This is a genomic window from Halonotius aquaticus (assembly GCF_003605575.1).
Classification (GTDB): domain Archaea; phylum Halobacteriota; class Halobacteria; order Halobacteriales; family Haloferacaceae; genus Halonotius; species Halonotius aquaticus.
In genome coordinates, this window is sequence record NZ_QKNY01000013.1 from 25,337 (window position 1) to 40,478 (window position 15,142).

Genomic DNA, 15,142 nt, shown 5'->3' on the forward strand with positions numbered 1-15,142 from the left:
GGCGGCCACAGCGGCACAGTGCTCCATGTCGCCCCCCGACCGCCCCGAACCGATCGATGCTGACACGGCACCCCACGACGAGTCGATCGCTGCTGATCTACTGGCTCGCCTGCGTCAGGTCATCCGCGCACTTCGTGGCTCGACGTTCGACCGCCGCCCCTACGATCCCGCAGTTGACGACCCGCTGGCGACGTTCTCGGTTCCCGACGGCGAGCAGGAACTTGATCGCTACTGGGTGAACCGACCGTTCGCCTTCGTCGTTATCACCGAACACGACGCCGATGGCGACCGATCGTACTACGCCGTTGAGCCGGATCTCGATGCCTTTGAGGTCGACCTGCTTGATCGCGTCCGCCGTGACATCCGCGCGCCGCTGCTCTACGATGTCGACGACGACGCTAAAAACGAACCACCAGCCAACGTCGCGACCGACGCCAGTGATGAGACGAGGGCCGATCACGACATCGGATCGACGGCCACCCCTACTGAGGAACCGAACGACGACAACGATATCGATGCAGCCTTTGGCGGCAAGTCTGCCGACACGGATGGCGACAGTGACGATGTAGTCGCTGAGAGCGCTGTTGATCGCGTTGCTGACGGGGGCGACGACGATGCCGACCCCGCCGCCGAGCGACTGCGTACCGAACTTGCCGGGCTGATCGAGCGATATGGGATCACTGTCGACGCCCGGACATTTCACGCACTGTGGTACTACCTGCACCGCGATTTCCGCGGCTATGGCCGACTTGATCCGTTGGTACAGGACGACCGCATCGAGGATATCTCCTGTGATGGCCCTGATCATCCGGTGTTCATCTACCACGAGACCTACACCGACCTCGAAACAAACGTCGCCTTTGAGTCGGCCGCACTCGACGATTTCGTCGTCCGACTGGCCCAACAAGCCGGCCGCCATATCAGCGTTGGCGACCCACTCATCGAGGCGACGCTGCCGGACGGCTCGCGGGCGGAGCTCAGCCTCGGCGAGGAGGTCACGCCACACGGCTCGGCGTTTACCATTCGGCAGTACGCCGCCGACCCGCTCACACCGATCGATCTCATTGAGCGTGGAACGTTCGACGCTGCGGGGTTGGCCTACTGCTGGCTCTGTATCGAGCACAAGAAGAGTCTGCTGGTGGCTGGTGGCACCGCCGCGGGCAAAACCACCACGCTGAACGCGCTATCGATGTTCGTGCCGCCAGGTGCAAAGGTCGTCACCATCGAGGACACCCGCGAGCTCACCCTCGCTCACGACAACTGGCTGGCGGCGGTCACCCGAGAGCAACTAACCGAGGGTGCCGCCATCGATATGTATGACCTCCTGCGGTCGGCCCTCCGACATCGTCCGGAGTACCTCTTGGTCGGCGAGGTACGCGGCGAGGAGGCCGAAACGCTGTTCCAGGCGATGAACACCGGCCACACGACGCTGTCGACGATTCACGCCGACTCCATCGAGACCGCTGTCACTCGGCTGGAAAACGAGCCGATCGGCCTCCCGCGGACGATGGTCGAGTCACTGGATCTGTGTGCCGTCCAAACCCAGCGACGCCTTGGGGGCCAGCGTGTCCGGCGGGTCGACGGGATCAGCGAGATTCGCGGCATCGACGACCGGACGGGCGATCTCGATTACGCTGAACCCGTCTCGTGGCAGCCCCAAAGCGACAGTTTCAGCCGATCACATAGCGAGGTGTTGGAATCGATTCGGGCCGAACGCGGCTGGGATCCCGGCGATCTGCAAGCGGAGCTTGCTGCTCGCGAACAGTTCCTCAACACGCTGTTGGAGCGTGGGGTGACCGACTACCGCGAGTTCACCGCACACCTCCGCGCCTACGACGCCGACGCTGTTGACGGCGATCACCAGGCTGACCAGACAGTGTCCGCGATGACGACCGACAGCCAATCCGAATCCGTGTCGCCGCCGGGTGGGTCCGCTGATGATGGCTCGTCGTCGACCGGAACTGCTGCTCATGGATCGGTATCGGACGATGACACCGTCGACCAGCGCACCGACGCTGTCTCGACGATCACGGAGATTTTATCATATCGATGATGTTTCCTACCCGATTGATCGACTATCACCGCTGGCTCCGCCGTATTGCGACCATCCGATCGATCGGGGCTCGACTGCGCTGTGGCGTTGATGCCATCGCACTCGCGTGGTGTCGTCCGCTGGTTCCGGCGTCTGGCCGGCGTGAGCGCAACACACAGCTGGCTGCGATCCATGCTGCCGACCCACCTGAGCTTATCGCCGCCCGAACCGTACTGTCCGCTATCATTGCCGGCGTCGCTGCCGGAGTGTTCACATTCGTGACGATCCTCCATCTCCGAGCCGAGCCCGCAGTGGTGACACAGCTCACTAGCCGAATCGGCATCGATACACTCACGCTTTCACCGGCACCGGCGGCCGTTTTCGCGGCTGGCTGTAGCACTCTCGTCGCCGTCGCAGTCACAGCAGCGACCTACCGATTTCGGTGGGTGCTGATTGATCGTCGCGTGACCGCCCGCGAGCGACGGATCGACCGGACGCTGCCGCGGGCTGTCGCGTGCATGTACGCACTCGCCCGAAGTGGGATGCCGTTGCCGGCGGTGTTGCGGACGGTGGCTGCCCACCGGAACGTCTACGGCGATACTGCCGTCGCCATCGGTGTGACCGTCCGTGAGATCGATCAGTTTGGGGCAGACGTGATCACCGCGCTTGCGTCGACCAGTGACCGTACACCCTCGACTGAGTTCGCGGAGTTCGCCTCGGATCTCGCCGCGGCTGTCGACAGCGGGCAACCGATCGACGACTACCTCCAACAACAGCATGAGCGATACCGTGAGGCTGCCGTGGACAGCCAGCAGGGCTTTCTCGATCGGCTTTCGACCGCCGCCGAGGGCTATGTGACAGGGTTGGTCGTCGGGCCACTGTTTGTGGTAACGACGCTGACAGTCGTTGGTTTGGTTGTCACAGACACACTCCCGGTGTTGCGCGTGGTCGTCTTCGGCCTTCTTCCGATCGGGACAGGTGGCGTTCTTCTTGGGCTTGATCGGCTGCTTGCAAGCCACCGGTTCCCCGTCGCGACACACAGCGACGGGCAGCCTTCCTACCGATCTGTCGCCCCTCCTGGTGATCACGCCACTATCCAGCCGACGGCCTCCTCCCGGGACTGGAGCTCCCAGCGATCGATGCTTCGGATCGCGGATCGACTGTCGCGGTGCCGGCGCTGGCTGCGGCGGCCAATCGCAACGCTCGCTGCTAATCCGTGGGTGACGCTGCTGGTGACTGTACCACTCGGGGTGGGGTGGATTCGCCTCGCCATCGAGCCATCGCGGCTCTCGATGGCGACGCTCTCACCAGCCACCCGCCCGCTTTCGATCGCACTGGTCGGCATCTGTAGCAGCTACGCGGTCGCCTACGAGGTTGGTGCCGCCCGCCGTCGCCGGCTCGCGGCCGCAGTCCCGGTGTTTCTCGACCGGCTCGCCAGCGTCAACGAGGCTGGTCTTTCGGTCGTCGATGGCCTCGACCGGGTGGCCGACGGTGACCTCGGCGCGCTCTCGGCGCCGCTTGCTCGGGTTCGACGTGATGTTCGGTGGGGAGCTGACGTGACAAACGCGTTCCGGCGGCTGGCCTCCCGTGTTCGATCACCGCCAGTCACCGGTGCTGTCGCGTTGGTCACCAACGCCCTCCGCGCCAGCAACCGGATCGGCCCTGTCGCTGCCATCGCCGCTGCGGAACTCCGGGCCAGCCAACGACTCGCCGCTCGTCGCCGACGGGCGATGGCAACGTATCTTGTCGTGATCTACGTCGCCTTCCTGGTTTTTCTCGGGATCATCGCCGCTCTGTCGGCGTCGTTTTTCCCCGCAGTCGAGGCCGCTGCCACCGGGCCGATCGGCGGGCTGTCGACCACTGGCGTTCCCAGAACCGGCATGGCTCGTGTTGGCGGTGTCACGCCTGCCGTCGGTGCGTATGAGACGCTCCTCATGCAGGTCACGATGATTCAAGCGATCTGTTCCGGGCTGGTCGCTGGTCGGCTCGGTGAAGGCGCGCTGCGAGCCGGCATCAAACATGTCGCGGTGCTGTTGGCGATCTCGCAGGTCGCTTGGTGGTTCATCTGAGTTGGGTGCCTGATCCGGGTACCGCTGGCCTGACGCGCTACAGCGTGGTGAGCAACACTCCACCCAGTAGGATGGCGATCCCGAGTACAACCTTGGTGATCGCTGTGGCTGTCTGCGGATCGGCGATGAGAAACGAATGTGTCGGATCATCCGGATCGTAGTAGACGGTTGTTTGCGTGCCTGGCTCGTAGTCGGCGATCGCTGTCTCGGCGGCGGCTTCTGTCCCGAACAGTTTGGCAAAACGGCTCTTCCCGGGATAGACGGTGCTGCCGTCGCGTCGTTCTGTCGGTGTCCGGTACTCGTAGTCGACGACAGGTACATAGTCGTGTGAGCCAGCGGATCCCCTGACCACCTGTATTTCCGACTGGTGTATCGTCCCGGTTGTCTCGACGGCTCGCCGATTGATCGCCCGCAACTGCCGGTATCGCCGCAGGCCGATCCCGGTGAGCACCACGCCGCCACCAACGGCGATGATGGCGAGGATATCAACCAGCCCGAGGCTTGCACTACTCATACCACATCTAGACCATCAGACTACTTAAAAACCGGATCGCACACTGGTGACACCGGTTGCAGGATCGGCGGAGCGGCCCCACAGCGCCAGGTGCGCTCGTGGCACACGTACACTTATATTACTGCAATCACAATGTTGAAATAGCGGTTACCATGTTCAGCACTGGCTCGCGCGGACAAGTAGGGACAGGTACACTCATCGTCTTCATCTCGGTGGTGCTCGTCGCGGGGGCAGCCGCCGGGGTCGTCACCAACACAGCGGGGTTTCTGCAGTTCCAATCCGAGGAGACGAGTGAGAGCAGTACAGCGGAGGTCAGCGACCGGCTTGAGGTCGCATACTCGATCGGCGTCGTCGACAGCGACAGCGCTGAGACTGAGCTCCAACAGCTGGAGCTCATCGTCGGGCCAGCCCCCGATGCAACAGCGATCGATCTCGACAACACGACGGTGCAGTTCCAGAGCCCTGATCGAGCGACAACCCTCGTCAGCGACGGTGCTACCGGCACCGGGCCAACGTTCCGCGTTGAACCGCTCCAAGGGGACACCGACGACAATGTCCTCAGCGATCCGGGCGATCGATCAAAGCTCGTCATCCCGCTTGATGGCGATACGACAGCGTTAGAACCGCTTCGGCGAGGCGAGGAGGTCGCCGTCACGCTGACAACCCCGAGCGGTGCCACAACCCACGTCCAGCACACGGTTCCGCCGGCTGATCCCAACGACAGAGCGGTCAAACTCTGAGTGGATCTGCTTCGTCGCTTTCACAGCCCCGGCGTTGCTGACGGGCACAGAACCCCTGTGCGGCGGTCAGTCGTCGCCTGCCGTGACCGTCGCCAGTCGCTCACCCAGCACCTGCCGTACCGCACCGATATCGTCGCCGATGCGGACGATCTGAAATCCGTCGTCGACGGCGTCGGCCGCAGCCGCCGGATCGTTGAGGATTCGCCCTGCGGGGACGCCGGCATCGAGACAGGCGTCCAGCGTGTTGTCGATGCCCTCCGCAATCGCGTCGGGATGCTTCGCGAGCGGGTCGCCGCCGGACATCGACATATCCATATCCGCCGGGCCGAGGAACGCGAAGCCGAGCTGCGGAACCGAGAGAATCGACTCAAGACTGTCGAGGGCGCGTTCGTTTTCGATCATCGTACCGACGAGGACGTCCTCGTCAGCGTCGCCAACGTGGCTGTCGGCGTAGCCGGCCCACCGGCTGCCGCGGCCGATGCCGACGCCGCGGTCGCCGACTTCGCCATCGTAGGAGAAGTAGGCAGCCTCGACGGCTGGCCGAAGTTCATCGGCTGTTTCGATCCGCGGGATCAACACGGTTCGAACGCCGGCGTCGACGACCTTGCGGACGATGGAGGGCTCGGGCATCGGAATCCGCACGAGCAGTTCGATGTCGACCACGTCGGCGGCCCGCGTGAGTTCTTCAAGCGCGGTGCTGTCGTACGGGCTCGGCCCGCCGTGTTCGAGATCCAGCCAGACGAAATCGAGGCCAAGATCACCGAAGATCTCGATCATCGTCGGCGAAAAGGTCGCTGCGCTCGCCCCGAAGACCGCCTCGTCGTTCTCGACGGCGCGACGGATCGCGTTGTGTGTCATTGGATCGCCCCCTCGATTGCCTCACGGTTAACCGTTGGTTCGGGAATACCACCCTCATAGACCGTTCGGACATTGGCGGCCGCGCCCTCGCTCATCCGTCGGAGGGCTTCGACGGTGACCCCACCGATATGTGGCGTCAACAGGACGCTGTCGTGTGCACACAGGGGGTGGTCAGCCCCCGGCGGTTCGTTCTGGAACGTATCGAGGCCAGCCCCGCCGATGGCGTTGCGGTCAAGCGCCTCAACCAGTGCGTCCTCGTCGATGACGCCGCCACGGGCTGTGTTGATGACGACGCCGGTTTCGCCGAGGGCGTCGAGTTGCTCGGCCGAGACCGCATTGCGGGTGCCGTCGGTCAGTGGGACGTGGAGGCTGACAGCGTCAGAGCGTTCGAACAGTTCGGTCAGCGTTGTGACGCGGACGACGCCGTCGCGGATCGACTCGTCGTGATGTGGGTCGTAGGTGATGATATCGAGCCCGATCCCTTCGGCCAATCGGGCGGTCTCTCTGGCGATCGACCCAAAGCCCATCAACCCGAGGGTGTCGCCGTCGAGTTCGTGGCCGCGGTAGGTGTTGCGCTCCCAGCCGCCAGCGCGAACGTGTTTGTCGGCTGTATGGAGGTTTCGCTGGACGCCGAACAGCAGCGCGATGGCGTGTTCGGCAACCGAGCGGGCGTTGACGCCGGGAGTGTTGCAGACGACGATGTCGCGGTCGCTGGCGGCGTCGATATCGACGTTATCGAGGCCGGTGCCGTGTTTGGCGATCACCTTCAGTCGGTCGGCACGGTCAAGCACGTCAGCGTCGATGGGTGCGACACGGACGATCACCGCATCATAGCGGTCGATATCAGCCATGGCGTCGTCGACGCTCTCGTACTCGTCCATCCCGGTACACTCAGCAAAATCGCTGATTGCAGCCGGGCCTGCTGGATCGATCGCCGGCGGCAACAATACGTGCCACGAGTCTGTCATAGCGGCTGTTCAACGCGAAGGTGGAAAAGTATACCCTGTTTGTGACCCCGTGTCGAGAGATTTACGGGCACGGCCCCTGAGGGTGTAGTATGGCACTTGGCCCACTGACAACGCTGATCAATCTTGTTGGGCCGTTTGTGATCCCCGTTGTGCTCTTTGGTGGTGGGCTTATCGGTTATCTCGTGTTGCGATGGCTGTTTCAGCGACTGGACAGCGACACGGTGTGAGGCTGTCACCAACGTGCATGCCTGCGGCGGGAAGATGCCACGATTTAACTGGCTTCGGAGCCCCTAGAAGGGTGTGTCAGAAGAATCAGGGCGGAACGACCTCCGGATGCCCGACGAAAACGAGATGTTCGCGGTCGTCACCGATATGCTCGGTGGGGGCCGCGTTCGGCTGCGCTGCAACGACGGTAAAGAGCGGATGGGCCGCATCCCCGGCCGGATGCGGTTCCGCACGTGGATCAACGAGGACGACATCGTCCTCATCGAACCGTGGGATTGGCAAGACGAAAAGGCCGACGTGGAGTGGCGCTACGACAGCCAAGACGCCGACCAACTCCGCCGCGAAGGCCACATCGACTAACACCACAGATTTTCCCGCCCGTCAGCGATCGTTGCCAGCGTCGCTGAGCACCGACTGCGGCGTCACCCTCGCTGTATAGCGACGCACTGCGTTCTTCAGCTGACCCGCGGGGTCGCTCGCGATTGTGGCTCTCTCATCGACCTTTGGGTCTGTAGTGACGATTACTAGAGGGTGAGGCTTACAGCAGGGAACGATCACGACGGGGTATGCAGTTGTACGACTCACTGTCCAGTACCATGCACGTCGGCGTGCAGCCACACCACCCGCCAGTTGACCGTCAGCGTCGCTAGTTGGTATGGACGAGTCCACTGACGTCCCCGAGTCGACATCGATCCCCCCGGACGCGCTCCCGGTTCCTGTCGTCGGCGTCGACGATCAAGCCGCCGAGGCCACCATCACGACCGGTAACGACGCCTTCGAAGCAACCTTTGGTGACGCCGTCGGCACGCCAGCTACCGCGTGGGTTGCCAACCACGTTGCGTCGACAGCGGCTGACACCGAGGCGGCCGTGGCTGTCCTCCGGGGTGATCGCGACACCAGTACCACCCTTCGGCTCACACCGCCGGGCGACACTGAGCCGACCTGCTACCGACTCCAGCCGATCGAGGTGTCGGCCGACCGACCGGTGTACACGCTGTTGACCCCCGCTGACTCGTCGTGTACGGTCAAGGTTGACCGGCTGGCCAGCGTCATCAGCCACGACCTCCGAAACCCGCTGGATGTCGCCGACGCCCATCTCCAGGCCGCTCGTGAGACGGGCAACCCCGAACATTTCGAGCAGTTGGCTGCGGCGCACGACCGCATGGAACGCATCATTCAGGACGTGCTCACGCTCGCCCGCGGCGAAGACGCCCTCGCCCCGGTCGCTGGCGTCGATCTCGGGGCTGTCGCCGTCGACGCATGGGCGACCGTTGATACCGAGACCGCGTCGCTGTCGGTCGTCGATGACCTGCCGACGCTTGCGGCCGACCGCGACCGCCTCCAACGACTGTTTGAAAATCTGTTTCGCAACAGTGTGGAACACGGGTCAACGACCACCCGATCGCAGTCCAGCGATGACACCAACGACGCCCTTACCGTCACTGTCGGCCGCGATGGTGACGGGTTCTTTGTCGCCGACGATGGGGTCGGGATTCCGGTCGCCGACCGCCAGCAGGTCTTTGACTCCGGCTATGTCCGCGACGATAGCGGCCGCACCACCGGGCTGGGGCTGACGATCGTCGAGGAGATCGCCGACGCCCACGAGTGGGAGATCTCACTGACCGAGAGCGACGCCGGCGGTGCGCGCTTCGAGTTCCATCCACGTGAGCCGTCAACCACATGAGCCTACACGTTGTACAGCCGACAGCCCCCGCGTCCGTATGAATGAGGCATTGACGACCGCCCCGATCGGTGTGATCGAGGCGACACGCGACGGCGAGATCACCGCGATCAACGAGCGGGCAGCAACGCTGATCGAGTCCGAGCCCGACGCCGTCGTCGGCGAGTCGCTGTCGGCCGGCTTTCCGACCGCCGCCACCGACCATCTCAGCGAGGCCCTCGACGACGAGCTAACGCCGACCGACTTCGAGGAGTATTACCCCCGCATCGATCGCTGGCTTGCCGTCGACGTGCAGGTCGACGATGGCCTTCGGCTGTTCGTGCGTGAGACAACCGAGACCCACGAACTCCAGCAACGCGTCGACCGCCTCGACCGGCGGCTCGATCGCGTCCAGCGAATTGACGCGCTGATCGTCCGCGTGCTCCAGCAGGTGCTCGGCGCGGCTGACCGCGAGGAGATCGCAACCTCGGTCTGTGACCGCCTTGGTGGGGCCGACCGATACGATTTCGTCTGGGTTGGCGACCGGGCGTTCCAGACAGATAGTCTTCAGGTTGTCGCCGCCGCGGGAACCGCCCCGGAGCTTCGCGACCGGATCGATACTGCCCTCGGCGAGCCTGACAGCCTGCCGGGGCAACGCGCTGTCGACACCGGCGAGACGCAGGTGATCGATGCCTTTGCCGACGACGCGTCGGTTCCGCGAGCGGTTCGGCAGGCGGCGTTCGCCAGCGGCTTGCAGTCCTGTCTGGCGGTGCCACTACAGTATCAAGAGACGGTCTACGGCGTCGTCTCGGTGTATGCCAGCCAGGCCGAGGGATTCAGCGAACAGGAGCGCGCCGGCCTCGAAACGCTCGGCCGCGTCGCCGGCTTTGCGATCCGGGCGATCCGACAGGAGGATCTGCTCGTCGCCGACACCGTCACCGAGGTGACGCTCTCGGTCTCGGGTGACTCGATCCCCCTCGATCAGGCCGCTGCCGCAACCGACACGACGTTCTCGCTGGTGGGGGCTGTCCCCCGTGGCGACGGCCCAGTTGTATGCTACGTTACGCCGGACGACAGCGTCGAGGAGGCTGCTCCCGACGACGATGTCACAGCTGCCGACGACGCGGCTACCGGCGACGACGAAACCGTCGCTGGCAATGGGATGCTCACGCCGACGACGATCGAACAGACACTCCACGACTACGAGCAGGTCGCGGATGTGTCATGGATCCGAACCGGCGACGACCCGTTGGTACAGGTCACTGTCGACGGCGAGACACCGGTGACCGCGCTCACGTCGTGGGGGGCGTCGATCCGGTCGGCAACCTACCGCGGCGGCTCGACGCGGATCGTCGCCGAGGCGCCACCGGCCGAAAGTGTCCGACAGCTGATCGAAACCGTTGATGAGACGGTCGCCGAGACTGACCTCCGTGCCAAGGAGGCAACAACACCCAGCGCGGAGTCGGTCGCGGCGTTCCAAAACGAGCTGGCTGATCGGCTGACCGACCGCCAACAGGCTGTTCTCCGGGCGGCCTACCTTGCTGACTACTTCGAATCACCGCGAGGCAGTACCGCCGCTGAGGTCGCCGACAGCCTCGATATCGCGGGGCCGACGCTGTTGTACCATCTTCGGCGAGCCGAGCAAAAGCTCGTGGCGGCGTTTCTGGCGACCGATCCGACGACCCCTGCGGGCGACGCCGATCAGTAGCCTTCTCTGTCGATCCCGTCGAACGTTGACAGCAGTGATTCAGCCTCGGGCAGTAGGTCACGAACACGTGCTTCAGCCGTTTCAAGATCGGCTTCGATCGCGGCGAGTCGCTCGTCGGCGTCGGTGGCTGTGGTGGCATCGGCCGCGAGGACGGCCCGAGTTGACTCACGCCGGAAATACTCGCCAAGGAGTTCGTAGGCCAACACCTGACACTGTTTATCGACAGCCGCATACAGATCGGCGCGGTCGACCGGCTTCGAGAGATAGTCGTCGAACGGCATCTCGACGATGCCAAGGTCGGGATCGATGGCGGTCACCATGATCACACGCGTCGTCAGGTCGCGCTCGCGGAGTTCGTCGAGCACCTCATCGCCGGACAACCTCGGCATGTGGCGATCCAAGAGGACGACATCCGGTGGGCGGCCTTCAGCAACGATCGCCAACGCCTCCTCGCCGCCGTAGGCGACAGTCACGTCGGCGACATCCTGCAGGCGCAACGCGTAGGCGTCGGCAACCTGCTTTTCGTCGTCGACCATGAGCACCCGTGGTTCGTCGACGTGGAGGCCCTCACCCATTGTCTGATGGTGAGACGGCACCGTACTAATAGCCGGTGGACGGCGACGCCAGGATATCCTGCCGTTCCCGCCAGTCGAGTGACGATAGCTAGATGAATATGTGCCGGGCGGTTGTGACTGGTAGCCGGTCTCTATAGCTGGTCGCCGACACAACAGGCAGCTATCGATGTCAACGACCCAGCACTCTCACGGGGGCGTCGTTCAATCCGCTGCGGCCGCCACCGAGGAAACGCGACGAACAGCCGCCGAGGTTGAGACCGATGCCGTACTTGAGCTACTGAGCGACGAGTACGCCCGTCGGGTACTGGAATCGCTGTGTGATCGGCCCGCGACAGCATCCGCGCTCGTGGAGTCGATGGCGGCCTCACGAGCGACGATCTACCGCCGGCTCAACGATCTTGAAGCCGCCGGGATCGTCGAGGCCGCTGTCGCTGTCGACCCTGATGGCCACCACCGCAAACGCTACCATCTCGTTGTTGACGACCTCCAGGTTCGGTTTGGGGCTGACGGCATCGAGATCGACCGCATCGACTGATCTCGCTGTGTGCTATCAACGGGACGCTTTGTCCGTCGGTGTCGTCTGCTTGCTTGTTGGCATCGTTTCTGCCTGCAACGCCCGACTTTCTGTATAGCTAGAGGCTCACCTGCTGTGGCCTGAGAGATAGAAGCCCCAGTATAGATGCCCCGGGCGTTCGATGATATACCTACAATGGTGACCTCGCCACCGACCCTGTCGCCGTCTCAGGAGTCTCCATCCGACGACCGCTTGGTCGACCCCGAGCAGTTGCTCACGCTGCTTGGCGATGAGTACACCCGCGCGATCATCGATGCTCTCGGCACCGAGTCGCTGCCAGCCCGGGAGATCGCTTCTCGCACCGAGATCTCCCGGCCGACCGTCTACCGTCGCCTCGATCGCTTGGAGACCGCCGGGGTTGTCGAACCAACGATGACAGTCGATCCTGACGGCCACCACCGACAGGCCTTCGAGGTCGTGATCGATGGGCTTGAACTGAGTCTCGGCGACACAGCAGCCCAACCGGCTACCACAACCACAGACATAGCATCGCCGATCACGCTCTCAGTGCTGTCAGATTCGACCTGACTCTTTGACTGTGTGGCCGAGAACAGAATCGATTTGTGACTCCCCACAGACCCCACGATCATGCCCTCCATGAGCGACAGTGATGATGCCACCGAGAAATTCGATACCGTTGTCACACGCTACCGCCGGGTTGAACGCGCGGCGAGTTGGGCAACAGCCCTCTTCGTCGGCCTCGTTGCTGCCGAACTGATATTTTCTCTGCCGTTGTGGCAGGGACTTCTTGGAGCCGTGGCCGTCCTTGCCGTCTTTCGGGTGCCGTTGTTCACCACCGGCGGTACCGCGTGCCTCCGGACGACGGCGACGCCGACTGCTGTCCGAGACGCGTTCAGTGGCGCCCACCCGCCGGTGCTTGTCATGCAGTGGGCGATCGCTGAGGAGCGTACCACCACTGCGGACGGTGCCACATTTGAGCTCAGCTATCTCCTCGGATTGCGGTCGATCACAATGTCGACAACGGTTGCGGAGACACCGGCTGCCGAAACCGATTTTGAACTTCGGGTAACCGCCGGCGACAAGCCGTGGGGCACCTACGGCGTCACACTGACCGACGAGGCCGACGAGACGCTCATCGAGATCGATGTCCGGAGCGATCGGCGGTTCGGCCTTCGGGGACTCCCCTCGTGGCTGGTCGCCCAGCGATATTATGACGCTGCCCTCACCGCCCAAGGATACACTGTCTGTACCCGTGATCGATCACTCTCACTTCGTCGCTGAGCACGGCAAAACGAGCGGGTATCACCCGTGAACACCACGCTGCAGATCGTCTTGAGTTCCTCAGTTTTCGTCGTCTTCAACCGCGTCGTCGTCGCCGTAGCGACCCCCGTCGTCGACCGCTTCCGGTTCGTCCGGTTCGTAGGCGTCATCCTCACCGTAGGATGATCGTGCAGCGATGACTGAGGCCTCCTCCGACCACCGGGTTTCGATCTCGCCGTACAGCGATTCCGGTGCTGTCTCGGCATGATCCTCGAAGGGTGTGGCCTCATCTTGGCCGTAGACGTCACCGGCTTCGACGGCTTCGGGTTCCGGCGGTTCGTAAGCCACCCCGTCGCCGTAGCCGGGAGCCGCGCTGTCGGTATCGGCTGCGGTCACCTCCTCTGGGAGGTGAACAACAGTCTTCGGTGGCTTGGCGTCACTGGGTTCCAGTGTGGTCGTTTTGCCATCCGCAAACTCGATGACGACTGTCGGCGGTGTGAGCCATGCCTCCAGCGCGTCGGCGATGCCGCCGGCGTAGGAGTAGGCGGTTTCGATGCTTTCGCCGTCGGCCAGCGAGATCGTCAGTTCGAGTTCGTCGTCTCGCGCTGTCCAGTGGTCGGCCGTCTCGGCGTCGAACTCAATGAGAGCTCCATCAGCATCCGCCGGGATCGACTCGGTGACGGTTATCTGCGTGGCGTCGGGCTCGAACTGTTCGATGATGATCACAATCGCTGGCTCCGGGTAGGCGGCGTCGTGGTAGGACTTATGTACCGTTACGCCGCCGCCGGAGAGGGCAATCGGGTCTGCGTCGCTCATATATCGGGTGGTCTATTCCCCATTCCAACGGCCCAGTAATGAGTGTATGGGTTCCCCTCACACTGGCCGCGGCAATCGAGCGGTGTCGGGTCGATGCCTCCCGATCTCGGTGAGATACACGCACTGAAATACGGCCACCACCTGACGCGATACACCCCCGATGTAGCGGCCGCAAGATAGGGTGGCGGCAAAAAAGAACAGCAGCAAGGCGGGACGACAGCACGATGATCGGCGTGTCGGTGTGGGCGATCCTGTCAGCGGGGATGTGGCCGACAACGGGGGCGGAACCGTCAACGGGGATGGAATCACCAGCGGAGAGGGTGTTGTTGTCGGGGACGAGGTGGCGGTCACAGCGTGTGGTGGTGATCCCATCTGCACCCATGCGTTCCCACATAAAAACGACCCATGGCGTGTTTCAGCGACAGAAACTCGTGATGTCGGTTTAGGGGACATGGGGTCGATACATGATATATGCCACTCGCAACCCCGACTCAGCAGTCGACGACCCCCGAAGCGACCTGTACAGATGCTTTGCTTTTCCGCAACTACGAGGGTGCGAACCCGGTGACGGTTGATGTCACCGTCAGCGATGACGGCCAGCCCGTCTGTGAGACGACGGTCACCCTCGATCCGCTGACGATCGAAACCGTTGATCTTCCGGTCGCGCCCGGCGAGTACCGCGTGACGGCAACGACCGCCGACAGCGCCGCCGCGGCGACCTGCGACCTTGGTGACGCGCCGACCGCACTCGCGTTCGTCGAAGCCGGCAACGGGATCGTCAGCGTTGTCGACGAGGCCTACTGAGCAGCCACAAGGTTCATCGGGGTCTCGATTACGCTATCACACATGTCAGATTGGTCGCCACCCACCCTCTCACGAGGCCAACTCGCTGGGCTCATCGTTGGACTGCTTGCGGTCGCTGCCTACTCGCTGGTCATCGCCCAACAGTTGCTGCTTGTCATCTTTCCGGCTGCCGCAGTCGTTGTCGTCTATCTCGCCTGGCGGTTCGTCGTTGCCGTCGAAGCGATCGCCGACGCGCTTCAGCGGCTTGCGGCCCACAAACCCGACGAGTAGTGCGCCGCAACAACACGATTTATTTGCCTCAGCACCCTACCCCACATCCGTGTCCCCTGTCGTTGCTCGCCGTGTCGGTGTCGACGACGCTCACGTTGGAGGTCGCCG

The 15,142-nt window shown here is 63.5% G+C and carries 17 protein-coding genes; 12 read left to right on the forward strand and 5 right to left on the reverse strand.

Going from position 1 to position 15,142, the window contains the following annotated elements:
- The first annotated feature begins 25 nt into the window (after positions 1–25).
- Together DM826_RS08325 and DM826_RS08330 are read left to right on the forward strand one after the other, a co-directional pair.
- The gene (locus DM826_RS08325; RefSeq protein WP_233735743.1) at positions 26–2,053 is read left to right on the forward strand and encodes a type II/IV secretion system ATPase subunit; all 2,028 of its coding nucleotides are present in this window, start codon (positions 26–28) and stop codon (positions 2,051–2,053) included.
- Positions 2,050–4,101: a type II secretion system F family protein gene (locus tag DM826_RS08330; protein ID WP_120102939.1), complete on the forward strand. Its 2,052-nt coding sequence runs from the start codon at positions 2,050–2,052 to the stop codon at positions 4,099–4,101. Before DM826_RS08325 ends, DM826_RS08330 begins: the two co-directional genes overlap by 4 nt.
- 37 nt (positions 4,102–4,138) lie before the next feature.
- Here the strand turns inward: DM826_RS08330 and DM826_RS08335 are convergent, their stop codons facing one another.
- Entirely contained in the window at positions 4,139–4,615 is a 477-nt protein-coding gene (locus DM826_RS08335; protein ID WP_120102940.1) for a DUF3592 domain-containing protein, read from the reverse strand.
- 152 nt (positions 4,616–4,767) lie between these two features.
- Here DM826_RS08335 and DM826_RS08340 point away from each other — a divergent pair, with 152 nt between their 5' ends.
- Positions 4,768–5,355: an archaellin/type IV pilin N-terminal domain-containing protein gene (locus tag DM826_RS08340; protein WP_120102941.1), complete on the forward strand. Its 588-nt coding sequence runs from the start codon at positions 4,768–4,770 to the stop codon at positions 5,353–5,355.
- Positions 5,356–5,421: 66 nt separating this feature from the next.
- Here DM826_RS08340 and DM826_RS08345 read toward each other — a convergent pair whose 3' ends face one another.
- Positions 5,422–6,213 (reverse strand): HpcH/HpaI aldolase family protein, encoded by a 792-nt coding sequence (locus DM826_RS08345; RefSeq protein ID WP_120102942.1) that lies wholly within the window; start codon positions 6,211–6,213, stop codon positions 5,422–5,424.
- A complete protein-coding gene (locus DM826_RS08350; RefSeq protein WP_120102943.1) occupies positions 6,210–7,181 on the reverse strand; it encodes a hydroxyacid dehydrogenase in 972 nt (323 codons plus the stop codon). The genes DM826_RS08345 and DM826_RS08350 overlap by 4 nt, the downstream gene beginning before the upstream one ends.
- Before the next feature lie 89 nt (positions 7,182–7,270).
- On the opposite strand from DM826_RS08350, the gene DM826_RS13060 reads away from it, so the two are divergent.
- The 4 genes from DM826_RS13060 to DM826_RS08365 all read left to right on the forward strand — a co-directional run bounded on the left by DM826_RS13060 (position 7,271) and on the right by DM826_RS08365 (position 10,774).
- On the forward strand, positions 7,271–7,408 hold the full coding sequence (locus DM826_RS13060; protein WP_165853284.1) for a hypothetical protein: 138 nt from the start codon (positions 7,271–7,273) through the stop codon (positions 7,406–7,408).
- Positions 7,409–7,481: 73 nt separating this feature from the next.
- Entirely contained in the window at positions 7,482–7,766 is a 285-nt protein-coding gene (gene eif1A / locus DM826_RS08355) for a translation initiation factor eIF-1A (RefSeq protein WP_120084228.1), read from the forward strand.
- Positions 7,767–8,061: 295 nt separating this feature from the next.
- Positions 8,062–9,090 carry a sensor histidine kinase gene (locus DM826_RS08360; protein WP_120102944.1) on the forward strand — a complete coding sequence of 343 codons (1,029 nt, stop codon included), beginning with the start codon at positions 8,062–8,064 and terminating at the stop codon, positions 9,088–9,090.
- 37 nt (positions 9,091–9,127) lie between these two features.
- Complete coding sequence (locus DM826_RS08365) at positions 9,128–10,774, forward strand: bacterio-opsin activator domain-containing protein (RefSeq protein ID WP_120102945.1); 1,647 nt, start codon at positions 9,128–9,130, stop codon at positions 10,772–10,774.
- On the opposite strand, the gene DM826_RS08370 is transcribed toward DM826_RS08365, so the two are convergent.
- Complete coding sequence (locus DM826_RS08370) at positions 10,768–11,349, reverse strand: response regulator transcription factor (RefSeq protein ID WP_120102946.1); 582 nt, start codon at positions 11,347–11,349, stop codon at positions 10,768–10,770. The two genes, DM826_RS08365 and DM826_RS08370, sit on opposite strands and share 7 nt — an antisense overlap.
- A 166-nt stretch (positions 11,350–11,515) precedes the next feature.
- Between DM826_RS08370 and DM826_RS08375 the strand changes: the two genes are divergently transcribed.
- From DM826_RS08375 to DM826_RS08385, 3 genes are all read left to right on the forward strand, one after another.
- On the forward strand, positions 11,516–11,884 hold the full coding sequence (locus DM826_RS08375; protein WP_120102947.1) for a winged helix-turn-helix domain-containing protein: 369 nt from the start codon (positions 11,516–11,518) through the stop codon (positions 11,882–11,884).
- 174 nt (positions 11,885–12,058) lie between these two features.
- Positions 12,059–12,451, forward strand: coding sequence for an ArsR/SmtB family transcription factor (locus DM826_RS08380; protein ID WP_165853285.1), 393 nt, complete (start codon positions 12,059–12,061; stop codon positions 12,449–12,451).
- Between the two features lie 60 nt (positions 12,452–12,511).
- The gene (locus DM826_RS08385) at positions 12,512–13,165 is read left to right on the forward strand and encodes a hypothetical protein (protein ID WP_120102949.1); all 654 of its coding nucleotides are present in this window, start codon (positions 12,512–12,514) and stop codon (positions 13,163–13,165) included.
- 60 nt (positions 13,166–13,225) lie between these two features.
- Here the strand turns inward: DM826_RS08385 and DM826_RS08390 are convergent, their stop codons facing one another.
- Positions 13,226–13,960 (reverse strand): hypothetical protein, encoded by a 735-nt coding sequence (locus DM826_RS08390; protein ID WP_120102950.1) that lies wholly within the window; start codon positions 13,958–13,960, stop codon positions 13,226–13,228.
- A gap of 471 nt (positions 13,961–14,431) precedes the next feature.
- On the opposite strand from DM826_RS08390, the gene DM826_RS08395 reads away from it, so the two are divergent.
- A complete protein-coding gene (locus DM826_RS08395) occupies positions 14,432–14,764 on the forward strand; it encodes a hypothetical protein (protein WP_120102951.1) in 333 nt (110 codons plus the stop codon).
- 42 nt (positions 14,765–14,806) lie between these two features.
- Positions 14,807–15,034, forward strand: coding sequence for a hypothetical protein (locus DM826_RS08400; RefSeq protein ID WP_120102952.1), 228 nt, complete (start codon positions 14,807–14,809; stop codon positions 15,032–15,034).
- Positions 15,035–15,142 lie beyond the last annotated feature (108 nt).